8 protein-coding genes are annotated in these 12,481 nt (G+C 57.7%); 6 read left to right on the forward strand and 2 right to left on the reverse strand.

Annotated elements, in window-relative coordinates:
* Positions 1 to 124: 124 nt before the first annotated feature.
* Complete coding sequence (locus tag AC6I8X_RS09680) at positions 125 to 4,693, reverse strand: ATP-dependent helicase (protein ID WP_497840979.1); 4,569 nt, start codon at positions 4,691 to 4,693, stop codon at positions 125 to 127.
* 114 nt (positions 4,694 to 4,807) lie between these two features.
* Between AC6I8X_RS09680 and AC6I8X_RS09685 the strand changes: the two genes are divergently transcribed.
* Entirely contained in the window at positions 4,808 to 5,359 is a 552-nt protein-coding gene (locus AC6I8X_RS09685; RefSeq protein WP_497841032.1) for a YbhB/YbcL family Raf kinase inhibitor-like protein, read from the forward strand.
* Between the two features lie 57 nt (positions 5,360 to 5,416).
* Here the strand turns inward: AC6I8X_RS09685 and AC6I8X_RS09690 are convergent, their stop codons facing one another.
* A complete protein-coding gene (locus AC6I8X_RS09690) occupies positions 5,417 to 6,229 on the reverse strand; it encodes an IclR family transcriptional regulator (protein WP_084874699.1) in 813 nt (270 codons plus the stop codon).
* Positions 6,230 to 6,554: 325 nt separating this feature from the next.
* On the opposite strand from AC6I8X_RS09690, the gene AC6I8X_RS09695 reads away from it, so the two are divergent.
* From AC6I8X_RS09695 to yiaK, 5 genes are all read left to right on the forward strand, one after another.
* Complete coding sequence (locus tag AC6I8X_RS09695) at positions 6,555 to 8,081, forward strand: sugar ABC transporter ATP-binding protein (protein WP_497840980.1); 1,527 nt, start codon at positions 6,555 to 6,557, stop codon at positions 8,079 to 8,081.
* A gap of 22 nt (positions 8,082 to 8,103) precedes the next feature.
* Entirely contained in the window at positions 8,104 to 9,204 is a 1,101-nt protein-coding gene (locus tag AC6I8X_RS09700; RefSeq protein WP_084874704.1) for an ABC transporter permease, read from the forward strand.
* Complete coding sequence (locus tag AC6I8X_RS09705) at positions 9,201 to 10,301, forward strand: ABC transporter substrate-binding protein (RefSeq protein WP_497840981.1); 1,101 nt, start codon at positions 9,201 to 9,203, stop codon at positions 10,299 to 10,301. Before AC6I8X_RS09700 ends, AC6I8X_RS09705 begins: the two co-directional genes overlap by 4 nt.
* A 14-nt stretch (positions 10,302 to 10,315) precedes the next feature.
* Positions 10,316 to 11,149: an SMP-30/gluconolactonase/LRE family protein gene (locus AC6I8X_RS09710; protein ID WP_313685337.1), complete on the forward strand. Its 834-nt coding sequence runs from the start codon at positions 10,316 to 10,318 to the stop codon at positions 11,147 to 11,149.
* A gap of 324 nt (positions 11,150 to 11,473) precedes the next feature.
* The gene (yiaK, locus tag AC6I8X_RS09715) at positions 11,474 to 12,472 is read left to right on the forward strand and encodes a 3-dehydro-L-gulonate 2-dehydrogenase (RefSeq protein WP_313685329.1); all 999 of its coding nucleotides are present in this window, start codon (positions 11,474 to 11,476) and stop codon (positions 12,470 to 12,472) included.
* Positions 12,473 to 12,481 lie beyond the last annotated feature (9 nt).

Here is a 12,481-nt window from a genome sequence, read left to right on the forward strand (position 1 = left end):
AATCGGCAGGAGGCTAAAACCTGGTTACGGCTTCCCGTTTTGACAAGGAAGCCAACATGATCAAATGATGAAAAATATCTGAATCAGAAACAATGTCGTCAGTCTGCGAGGGACAGGGGGCGGTTTACCCATACCAGCTATATCCCCGTGGCACACGGGAAAATCCGATCTCTTTCAGAGCCGGAAGTAACGGCGATTGCCCGGCGGGTGTCTCATCAATACGCTCCAGCGTAAAACTGAGATGCTTCTCGCGTTTGAGAGCCACACCCAACGCCAGTATCGCGGCATGTAACTCTTCATGACTGGACCCGGCAGCAAAAGTCATCAGCTCTTTGCCACCTTGTGGCAGATAAAGCCTCACCCGACCCTGCGCAATCACCACCAGCGCGCCATTGCGGCGCGTGGGACGATTACCGCTCAGACTCAATGGCCACGGCAGTTGCACGCCAAAAGGGTTGGCCGGATCAAGTACTGCAAGAGCCACCGGACTGGATCCACTATGCTGACTGCTGGCGAGCTGGCGCAGACGGTCAATCGCCGTAGGGTCAGCAAATTGCGCGGCACCCATCCCGGCAACAAACCGCCCGCGTAACAGCCGTCCAGCATCTTCCAGGCCACGCAGCAGCGGTTGTAAGGCCGGGAACCCGCCGGGCACCTGTTCTGCGATGGCGGCACCGCGGCTGATGACGCCAAAGCGATCCAGCATATTTTCTGTCAGCGCCAGCGCACGCTCGGTATCGGTAAGGGGCGGGCGCATAATGAGCGACCAGCGGCCCGCCATGCTGTTGAGGGTAGGCCCGGTGCTGATACGGGCAGCGGGCGCGCTATAGCTGATGCGTCCGCGCCGGGGGCGGCTGGGGCGGGAACGCAGTGTGCTGCTCTGGCTGCTCAGGGTGCGCAGTGCTGACCAGGTGTCGGTGGTGAGATAACCGCGCCAGGCCAGATCCCACATTGCTTCGTAAACTAATGAGGAATCAGGCGTTTCATCCACCACACGCGGTAACAGCTGGCGCACAAACCAGCCGCTGCCGTCCTGCAACAGCGTCAGGATCGATTGTTGTAGCGGTGACAGTGCCACGGTTCTCCCCTCGTCTGGTGCAGGCAGCGTTTCACCGGCGTAGTCATTTAAATGCAATGACACCAACCCTTCACTGGCCCCCTGAGCGCGTTGTCCGCTCCAAATCACTTCGCCGCTGGACAGCAGTTCATCCAGCATTGCGGGCTGGTAATCACGTACCCGGACAGGAAAGATTTGTGATTCCCACAGCGCAGCGGGCAATGCGACGCCTGCCAATTGTTCGATCACCCGCAGTACGCCGTTGGTGCCACTCAATGCGCCCTGGGCCTGACGGGCGGCGGCATCGCTCAATACGCCCTGACGCTCCAGCAACAGGGTGACATAGACGGCCTGATCCACCGGTTTAGTGGCTTCGCGCGCCGCCTGCAACGAACGGACACGCAGGCGACGGAATACGGATTCCGCCACCCATTGCGGTTCGTCGGTGTCGGCTGCGGCAAAGTCGCCTTTCAGCACCTTGTCCTGTTGGCGCAGCACCTCCAGCGCATCGTCGGCGACGGCACGCCCCAGCCCGAAATGTCGGGCCATTTGTGATGCCGTAAACAGCGCGTGAGTGCGGGCGAAGCGGTTGATCAGATCGTATAACGGACGTGTTACCGGCTGGAGTAGCACGGCGGGTAAGGTATCGGGCACGCTGATTCCCAATGCATCGCGCAACCGCGCGGCATCCTCAGTCACCGTCCAGCGCGTGTCACCGGCCATGTTGGCCGGGAAAATCCGTTGTGCCTGTTGTAGCGCCGTTAAACCGGCATTCAGTGCTTCTTCGCCGCTGTAGCGTTTCGCCAGTTCCGTGGTTGAAAGGGGACCGATTTCACGCAGCAAATCCACCAGTGCTTCGCGACTGCTGGCGTGATAATCGGGTAATGTGCGTTGTAATTCCTGCTCCACGCGGGCGACCACCTCGGGAGCCAGCAGTTCGCGCATATCAACCTGGCCCAGCAGGTCACTTAACAGTTTGCTATCCAGCGCCAGCATGGAGGCGCGTTTCTCTGCCTGCGGGGCATCGCTGGCATACATAAATTCAGCCACATAACCAAACAGCAGCGGGGCAGCAAACGGTGAGGGCGAATCGGTACTGACTTCCACCAGCTGAATCTCTCCCTGTTGCAGACGCAACATCAGATGATGCAAGGCGGGTAAGTCATAGACATCCTGTAAACATTCGCGAGCGGTTTCAATCAGGATGGGAAAATCATCAAACTGGCGGGCAACTTCCAGTAACTGCCCGGCACGTAAACGTTGCTGCCAGAGTGGCGAACGTTTACCGGGATTGCGTCGTGGTAACAGCAACGCACGCGCCGCACATTCGCGAAACCGGGCGGCAAACAGCGCCGACTGGCCGACGGATTGCGTCACCACCCGTTGTAGTTCATCAGGCGCAAACAGGAACATTTCAGCGCCGGGTACACGGCCTTCACTGTCCGGAAAACGCGCGACAATGCCATCATCGCTGGCGACCACGGCAGGATCGAGACCCATTATCCGGCTGATGCGTTCTGCCACCGCCAGTGCCCAGGGAGCATGCACGCGCTGGCCGTAAGGCGAATGCAAAATCACGCGCCAGTCGCCGGTTTCATCGCGGCAACGTTCAATCAGTAAGCTACGGTCAGTTGGCAAGGTGCCAGTTGCCTGGTGCTGTTCGGCAATCAGCGTCTGAATATTATGGCGCGCATATTCATCCAGGGTAGCGCCCGGGGAAGCACCCTGATCAATGGCGCGTAGATAGCGCCCAATTGCCTCACCGAGTGCCGCAGAGCGGCCAACCCCCTCGCCATGCCAGAAGGGCAGACGCGCCGAACGCCCGGGAGCAGGTACCACCACTACCTGATCATGCGTAATTTGCTGAATACGCCAGGAAGTGGCTCCGAGGGTGATGATGTCATTGACCCGCGATTCGTACACCATCTCCTCATCCAGTTCGCCCACGCGTCGCGCGCCCGCCTGTTCTTCCCCTTCGGGCAGCATGACGCTGAACATACCGCGATCCGGGATGGTTCCGCCGCTGGTGACAGCCAGATGCTGCGCGCCAGGACGGCCACTGAGGGTGTGGTTGTGGCGGTCCCAGATGATGCGCGGGCGTAAATTAGCAAATTCATCGGAGGGATAGCGTCCGGCCAGCATATCCAGCACCGCATCAAAGGCGGTACGTGGCAGGGTGCGGAAAGGATCGGCACGCCGGACCCGCTCAAACCAGGCATCAACCTGCAAGGTATCCATCGCAGCGGCAGCCACCGTGTGCTGTGCCAGCACATCCAGCGGGTTATGCGGCGGGGCAATGGCATCCAGCTCACCGGCCAGCATGGCATTCACCGTCACTGTGGTATCCACCAGGTCCCGGCGCGTGCGCGGCCAGAAAATACCCTTAGGAGTGCCGCCAACCTGGTGCCCGGCGCGCCCCACGCGTTGCAGCGCACTGGCGACCGATAACGGTGCGCCAACCTGCATCACCAGGTCGATATCACCCATATCAATGCCCAGTTCCAGACTCGATGTTGCGACCACACAGCGTAGCTCTCCCGCCTTGAGGGCGGTTTCAATTTCCAGCCTTTGCTCTTTCGACACTGAGCCATGATGCGAGCGGGCGATAAAGGTATCGGGCGTTTGCACACGTTTTTCGGTGCCGCCAGTGAAGGATCCGTAGCCGAAGGATTCTTCTGGTTCTGTTGGTTGTTCCCCCAGCCGCCGCGCGTAGAGTTCGTTGAGGCGCGCGGTGAGTTTTTCCGCCAGACCGCGTGAATTAGTAAACACCAGCGTGGCCCGATGGCGCAGCACTTCGTCAAGGATACCGGCTTCGATATGCGGCCAGATCGACCCGGCAGCCAGGGTTGCATCCTGAGCAGCGCGCGCATCGGGACGCTGCTGAATATCGGTCATATCGGCAACCGGGACGGTGATGGTCAGTTGCAGGGGACGTTTTGCGTCGGGGTTGACCACCCGTGTTTCACCCGCACCACCAAGGAAACGAGCCACCACCTCGGGTGGGCGCACCGTCGCTGAGAGACCGATGCGTTGGGCTGGCTGGGCCAGCAGTGCATCGAGTCGTTCCAGACTGAGCGCCAGATGAGAGCCGCGTTTGCTGCCCGCCACCGCATGGACTTCATCGACAATTACCGTTGAGATGCCCTGTAGCGTTTCGCGTGCTTTGGAGGTCAGCAGCAAAAAAAGCGATTCCGGCGTGGTAATCAGAATATCGGGTGGACGTCGTTGCAGCTGCGCTCGCTCGGCACTGCGCGTGTCACCAGAACGCATCCCCACCGCCAGCGCGATCTCCGGCTCGCCTTGCTGGCGGCGCTGTGCTTCAACGCCCGCCAGCGGCATTTGCAGATTGCGCTGGACATCAGCGGCCAGCGCTTTAACCGGGGAGATATACAGGATGCGGGTTTTGTGGCTACGTTCGACGGATGCGGCCTGGCTTCGTTCACGAAACAACGCATCAATCGCATGCAGAAAAGCCGCCAGCGTCTTACCGGAGCCGGTAGGGGCGATCACCAGACAGTTTTTCCCGCTGGCAATGGCCTGCCATGCTTCGGCCTGGACCGGTGTCGGGGCCCGAAACGCAGCACGAAACCATTGCTGTGTCGCGGGTAAGAAATGACTGAGCGCTGCATCTGACATCCGGATTCCCTGATTGCGTTATCGGTGCATTTCTCAGTTTAGCGAAGTCGAAGGAGGAAAATCAGGGTATATACTTGTTTCTTTGGTTGGTTTCTTCATCAACAGGAGTGAATGATGGTTATGTTGAAGCGCGCGCTATTGCTGGCGCTATTTCCGGCCTCAGTGCTGGCCGCCCCGATTTTTACCCTGCAATCATCCGATTTTACCGACAATGCGATGCTGGAAAAGGCATTTGCCGGTAACGCGCAAGGCAATCCTTCCTGTACCGGTGAGAATGTTTCCCCGGCCCTGAGCTGGTCCAATGCGCCCGCCGGGACACGCAGTTTCGCCCTGATGATCACCGATCCGGTGGGAGGAAAGGGGTTGGGCGTCACGCATCTGGTGGCCTATAACATCGCCTCCGATCGCACGTCCTTTGCCCAGGGGGAACTGGCAAAAGGTACCGGTTATACCGGGGGCAAGAACTCTCCCGGCACTACCCGCTATTACGGCCCGTGTCCGCCGGTGGGAAGCGGCGTGCATCACTACAACTTTGTGCTGGTTGCTACCGATTTACCGCCTGACCAGTTACCGGCGGGGTTAACCCATGATGCGCTGGTGGCGAAGCTGAAAGGGCATGCGCTGGGGGCCGCCACCATCGTCGGGCGATTTACTAACGATCAATAACTACCCGCCGCACGGATCCGTAGCGGCGCGATAAATCGCACCGCTACCCAATTTCCGTCAGGTGTTGTAGCCCAGTTCTTCGGAAATGGCGCGGGCGGTGGCGACCACCGGCCCCATCAGCTTTTTCACCCCGATCTGTTGCATCTTGGCGGTGGGTAACGATATCGATACCGCGTAAGGCACGCGTTGCTGGATATCGAACACCGGGGCGGCAATGCATGACACGCCCAGCTCATTCTCTTCGCGATCCATCGCTGTTTGCTGCTGGCGGATGTTTTTCAGCTCTTCCATCATTTCCGGCAGCGTGGTAATGGTATTTTTCGTCAATTGCTGGATGCTGTCCTGATGGCTTTGCCAGTATTCGGGCAGATAATCTTCGCTGCCCCAGGCCATAAAAATCTTGCCCATCGCCGAGCAGTACAGCGGCATATGCTGGCCGATATAGGCGCGAGTGCGCATCATCCCGGTAGTGGGTTCCAGCTTATAAATCAGGATCACATGGTCATCTTCGCGGCTGGAGAAATTGACCGTTTCTCCCACTTCTAAGTTCAGTTTCTCCAGATGCGGGGCAGCGACATGGATGATGTTGAGCGAGGAGAGTGCCTTCTGCCCGACAGAAATAAATTTGGTGGTTAAGCGATAGCTGCCGGGCGAGGGGGCCTGGGTGACATAACCACTGCTGTGCAACCCCTGCAGCAGGCGGTGCACGGTACTCTTGTTCATGCCGGACAGCTCAGAAAGATGGGCCAGCGGACACCCGTTGGGGTAATTGCTTAACAGTTCAATCAGTTGCAATCCACGAAACAGGCTCTGTGTCCCCAGCGGCTTGTCACTCTTTTCTTCCTTTGCTTTATCCACTTTAACCACCATCCACGCTTCCTCTCAGTTTTCCTGCTCCGGTAAAAGAACAGTCGCCAGATGTTAACTCAGACACTTCAGCCTGGGAATCCTTCGCCAGTTTTAGTGTGACTTTTCGCGAAAATCCACCCCCGATGGAAGTGAGTGATGCATCACAATTCCGCAACAGAAAATATAACTAACTGTTTATTAATGAATTATATCCCGCTCACTTCTTTGCTTTTCGTGCGCGTCAGGAATAGTATTTTTTGGAATCGTATTTCGCATGTTGAAATTTAGCGGTGTTTTCAGGTTGTCGCCGCTGTTGATGCTCACCAGGAGTTTGCAGGAGGCGGTAATGCAGCATAGCCCGGGAACACCGGTTCTTACTCTGAGCCATATCACCAAACGCTTTGGCGGCAACCCCGCCGTGAATGATGTCAGCCTGGCGGTTTATCCCGGCGAAGTCGTTGCCCTGTTGGGAGAAAACGGCGCTGGAAAATCCACCCTGATTAAAGTGCTGGCCGGTGTCTACAACCGTGATGAGGGAGATATCCGTTTTCATGAAACCAGCATCGGCTCAGCCGCCAGCCTGAAAACGGCGACGCACCAGCCGATTGCGTTTATTCATCAGGATCTCGGTCTGATCGAATGGATGACGGTGGCGGAAAATATGGCGCTGGTGATGGGGTTTACCCGTCGTCTGGGGCTCATCGACTGGCGTGCCGTACGTGAACGGTCACGGGCTGCGCTGGAGGAAGTCGGCATCGTACTGGACCCGGACGCCCGCGTCTTCGAACTGTCGCGCACCGAAAAATCGCTGCTGGCGATTGCGCGTGCGGTGGCGGTCAATGCGGAAGTGCTGGTGCTGGATGAACCGACTGCCTCCTTACCCGCTAATGATGTGCGTCATCTGTTTGATGTGATTAACCGGCTGAAAAGCCGCAAGGTCGGCATGATCTACGTGACTCACCGCCTCGACGAAGTGATCGAAATTTCCGACCGTATCTGCGTGATGCGCGATGGCAAACATGTGGCGGAAGGCAACACCGCCGACTACCAGCTGCATGATCTGGTGGAGATGATTGTCGGTGAAGCACTGGAAGGGAATCAGCGACAGCCGTTACCCAATGCGCAAAAACCGGTGCTGGTGCTGGACCAGCTGTGCATTGATGAAGTGGGGCCGGTCAGTTTCACCCTGCAACCCGGCGAAATGCTGGCGCTGGCTGGATTACGTGGAGCCGGGCAGGAGGAGATTGGCCGCCTGCTGTTTGGTTTGCGTCAGGCCACCGCAGGCAGCATCCACTTTCGCGATCAACCCTATCAGCCACAAACCCCGCAGCAGGCAATGGCCGCTGGCGTATCGCTGGTGGCAGGCGATCGCACCGGTGAAAGCCTGGTGATGTCGATGAGCGTGCGTGAAAACCTGTTTCTTAATCCCTGCGCCAGTGGCCATCGGCTGCTGTCACGCTACGGACGTCGCGCCGAAATCGGGGCCAGCTGGTGGAAGGTGCAGCTGTTCGATGTCCGGCCTAAAGACGTCAATCTCGATATCAGCGCTTTGTCCGGCGGCAATCAGCAGAAAGTGGTGATGGCGCGCTGGATGCACCTCAACGCCCCGTTATTGATTCTGGAGGACCCCACTGCCGGTGTGGATGTCGGTGCGCGTGAAGAGATCTATCACCTGCTGAATAAAGCGCTGGCTGACGGCATTGCGGTGTTGGTGATTTCCAACGACCTCGAAGAGATCGCCCATATCTGCAACCGCGCACTGGTGTTTAACCGTGGCCAGGTGGTGGGCGAATTAAAAAATGAACAGGTGACCTTTGCCGGTTTGCTGGAGCTGGCCTCTGCCAGCAGCGCTGCCCCATTAACCACCGTCTGAAAAGGAAGGCAGGAGAAAAATTATGTCGAAAACATCCGTAAAATCCACCGCGCTGGAGCAGCGGGTAAACCTGGCTCAGCATGGCTTTGCCCCCTGGTCGATGCAGATTATGACCCGCTATGGCCTGCTGCTGCTGTGCGTGCTGCTGACCCTGCTGTTTTCCGTCTTATCCCCGTCGTTCGCCACCATGCTGACGTTACAGGCGATTCTTGCCAGTAAAGCCAAAATTGCCTTGCTGGCACTGGCGGCCACGCTGCCGATGATCGTCGGCAAGATCGACCTTAACGTCGGTTTCGGTATTGTGCTGTGGCACATCCTCGCCATCACCTTACAGGTGGAATATGGCTTCTCGTGGCAGATGGCGGTGCTGACGGTGCTGGCGATCTCGGCGTTGTATGGCCTGCTTAACGGCATTCTGGTGGCGTTAGCCGATATCGATAGCTTTGTCGCTACCCTCGGTTCCGGCACCGTGCTGTACGCGGTGGCGTTGTGGCACTCCGGTGGACGCCAGATTGTCGGCGATCTGCCCGATGCGTTCAGCGCGTTGCACCATACCGAGCTGTTTGGAATCCCGATTGGCGCGTTCTATGTGCTGGCCGTGGCAATCGTGCTGTGGCTGATCACCGAACACACCCCGCTGGGTCGTTGCATGTATGCGGTCGGCGGCAATCCCACAGCGGCGCGCCTGAACGGTATCGCAGTGAACAAATACATCATTGGCACCTTTATCGCTTCCAGCGTCCTTACGGGTTTCAGCGGCGTACTGATTGCTGCCGAACAGGGTGTCGGGCAGGCCAGCGTCGGGATGGATTATCTGTTGCCGGCGCTGGTCGGGGCGTTCCTCGGCAGTACCACTATTCGTCCGGGACGGGTGAACGTCTGGGGCACCGTGGTGGGTATTGCGATTCTCGCCATTGGTATTGCCGGTATTCAGCAGTTTGGCGGTGACTTCTGGGTCGAACCGTTGTTCAACGGGGCCACGCTGTTGCTGTCGATTACCCTTGCCGGTTACGCCCAGCGTCGCCGCATGTTGAACCAAAAAGCGGTGGTGCGCAGCCAAAGCGCGCCTGCCTCTGCACCTGACCATAAACAAAAAACCATCACACCAGGGAATTCATTATGAAAAATAAGGCATTGGGTCTGACATTTGCCGCCATGCTGGTGGCATCAGTGACCGCGCACGCAGACAGTTATCTCGACCAGGCGACCGCGGCGGTGGCAAAAGCCACCGCCAGCTCCAGCACCTGGGATGGGCCGACCACCGGACCAAAACTGCAAGCCAACAAGAAAATTATCTTTATCGCGTCCGACATGAAAAACGGCGGAGTGCAGGGAGTGCAGCAGGGATTAAGCGAAGCGGCTAAGGTTGCGGGCTGGAAACTGGAAACGCTCGATGGCGGTGGCTCGGTGAAAGACCAGCTCGCGGCGTTGAATCAGGCGATTGCCCAGCGCCCGGACGGCATTGTGATTGGTGGCTGGAACCCGAACGTGGCGAAAATCCCGTTGAAAAAAGCCAAAGAACAAAAAATTGTGCTGATGGCCTGGCATGCCGAACCGCAACCGGGACCGATTGAGAAATACGGCGTGACGGACAATATCACTTCGGATTCTAACGAGGTGGCGCGTCTGGCGGCGCAGTATGCGGTGGTGCGTTCGGGGGGGAAGGCGCAGGTACTGATCTTTACCGATTCGCTGTATCAAATCGCGCTGGATAAGGCCAACACCATGAAGCAGGAAATTGAAAAGTGCAGCGGTTGTAAGGTGGTCGAGTTTATCGATACGCCACTGGCTGATACCGCCAACCGCATGCCTTCCATGACCTTCAGCCTGTTGCAGAAATACGGCGATCATTTCCAGTATGCATTGTCGATCAATGATCTCTATTTCGACTTTATGGCACCGGCGCTGAAAACCGCTGGCAAAGGCGGCAAAAATGCCCCGTTTAATATCTCGGCGGGAGACGGTTCCATCTCTGCCTTCCAGCGTATCCGTAATGACGACAGCCAGATCGCCACAGTGGCGGAACCGCTCAAGCTGCATGGCTGGCAATTGCTGGACGAATTTAACCGTGCCTTTGCCGGGCAGCCGTCATCGGGGTATGTCACACCTGCGCACTTGATCACTAAAGACAATATCGCCAACGACGGCGGGGCGCAGAACAACTACGACCCGGCTAACAACTACCAGGGTCACTACAAAGCCATCTGGGGTGTGCAGTAACGGAGGCCAATATGATGCAGGTCGAAAAACTCTGTTCTCCCGCTATCTGGGCTGAAGGCCCGGTGTGGCTGCCACAGCAGGACGCAGTGGTGTTTAGTGATGTGAAGGGTAACCGTATGTTCCACTGGCAGCGCAACGGTGAACTCAGCCTGTGGCGTGCCAGCTCCAGCTATGCCAACGGCAACGCCCGCGATCAGGCGGGCCGGGTGGTGAGCTGTGAACATGGCCGCCGCGGCATCAGCCGCACCGAACATGACGGCAGCGTTACCATGCTGGTGGATCGGGTTGAAGGGAAACGCTTCAACTCACCTAACGATCTGGTGGTGCGCTCTGATGGCACCATCTGGTTCACCGATCCGCCTTACGGCATCATCAACGATGAAGAGGGGTATCACGCTCACAGCCAGGTGATTGGCTGTTATCTCTACTGCTTCGATCCGGCCAGTGGGCAGCTCAGCATTGCGGCCAGCGATCTGCAACGTCCGAACGGGCTGGCGTTTTCCCCGGATGAAAGCCTGATGTATGTGGCCGATATGTCGGTGGTGGATTTCCCGACACTGGGCCGCCGTCAGCTGCGGGTTTACCAGGTGGATGGCCGGGAGCTGGTGGCGGGGAGGTTGTTTGCTGAAGTGGCTCCGGGTTTTCCGGATGGCTTCTGCGTCGATAGTCATGGCGATATTTACTGTAGCTGCGCCGACGGGGTGATTATCTTCGACCGGCACGGTGAGACCATCGGCAAAATTCCGTTGCCGGAACGGGTATCGAACTGCACGCTCGGTGGCCCGGAAGGTAACGAACTGTATATCACCGCCACCACGTCGTTGTATCGGGTACGTATCCACGGCTAATGCTGCGATACATTGGCACTTCCCGTAGCGGCGCGATTTATCGCGCGGATTTTTGCCACAACGCGCAGGGGATTGCGCGATAAATCGCGCTGCTACAGGTGCATGCATGTCGGGTCAGAACACGCTGGCCCGGCTTCCCCACGCCTGAAGATCGGCCAGTTTGCGGGCGATCACAAAAGCAGATCAAAATTTTAGTTTGTTGATTTTTAAGTAAAAAATTCCCACGCATTTCTTTGACTCTCCACAGCTTTCCCCATACGATTTATTTGAAATGACATTCCAACATATGAAATTTAAAGCATAGCGCTGGGGAGTGAGTGCCGTATGAGAATCAGTTATCAGCAGTTGTATGAGGAATTCCTGCGTGTCCTGTTAAGCCGCAAGGTGCCACAGGATAAGGCCACTGACTGTGCGGCGATGTTTGCCGAAACCAGTCTCAACGGTGTCTATTCTCATGGCGTAAATCGGTTCCCGCGTTTTATTCAGCAGCTGGATGCCGGGCATATCGTGGCTGACGCCATGGCAAAAAAAGTGCTGTCGCTTGGGGCTATCGAGCAGTGGGATGCGCAACGCGGCATCGGCAATATCACCGCTCGCAACATGATGGATCGCGCTATCGAGCTGGCCAGCGATCACGGCATTGGTCTGGTGGCGCTGCGTAACGCGAATCATTGGATGCGTGGCGGCAGCTATGGCTGGCAGGCGGCAGAGAAGGGGTTTGTCGGCATTTGCTGGACTAACTCGATTGCGGTGATGCCGCCGTGGGGAGCGAAAAACTGTGCCATCGGCACCAACCCGCTGATTGTCGCAGTGCCTGGCGAGCCGATCACCATGGTGGATATGTCCATGTCGATGTTTTCCTACGGCATGCTCGAGGTGAACCGTCTGGCGGGCAAAACCCTGCCGGTGGATGGCGGTTTCGACGATGAAGGCAACTACACCCGCGATCCTGGCACCATCGAAAACAACCGCCGCATCCTGCCGATGGGCTACTGGAAAGGCTCGGCGCTGTCCGTGGTGCTGGATATGCTCGCCACGCTGCTCTCTAACGGCGCATCCGTCACCGAAGTAACCGAAGACAACGGTGACGAATTTGGCATCTCGCAGGTGTTCATCGCCATTGATGTTGACCGCCTGATCGATGGCGAAACCCGCGACCACAAACTGCAACGTATTCGCGCGTCGATTACCGGCGCTGAACGCGCCGATAGTCAGCAGGCGGTGCGTCTGCCGGGCGAAAGATTCCCGGTGCTGCGGGCGGAAAACCAGCGCCTCGGCATCCCGGTGGATGAGCGTGTCTGGACACGCATCCAGGCGCTGTAACGGAGGAAC

Source organism: Pantoea sp. X-Soil-TKNS-1280 (assembly GCF_059730475.1).

Coding starts and splice junctions, on each gene's coding strand:
- AC6I8X_RS09710 (WP_313685337.1), top strand. CDS start 10,316: ATGCAGGTCGAAAAACTCTGTTCTCCCGCTATCTGGGCTGAAGGCCCG.
- yiaK (WP_313685329.1), top strand. CDS start 11,474: ATGAGAATCAGTTATCAGCAGTTGTATGAGGAATTCCTGCGTGTCCTG.
- AC6I8X_RS09695 (WP_497840980.1), top strand. CDS start 6,555: ATGCAGCATAGCCCGGGAACACCGGTTCTTACTCTGAGCCATATCACC.
- AC6I8X_RS09680 (WP_497840979.1), bottom strand. CDS start 4,693: ATGTCAGATGCAGCGCTCAGTCATTTCTTACCCGCGACACAGCAATGG.
- AC6I8X_RS09700 (WP_084874704.1), top strand. CDS start 8,104: ATGTCGAAAACATCCGTAAAATCCACCGCGCTGGAGCAGCGGGTAAAC.
- AC6I8X_RS09690 (WP_084874699.1), bottom strand. CDS start 6,229: ATGGTGGTTAAAGTGGATAAAGCAAAGGAAGAAAAGAGTGACAAGCCG.
- AC6I8X_RS09685 (WP_497841032.1), top strand. CDS start 4,808: ATGGTTATGTTGAAGCGCGCGCTATTGCTGGCGCTATTTCCGGCCTCA.
- AC6I8X_RS09705 (WP_497840981.1), top strand. CDS start 9,201: ATGAAAAATAAGGCATTGGGTCTGACATTTGCCGCCATGCTGGTGGCA.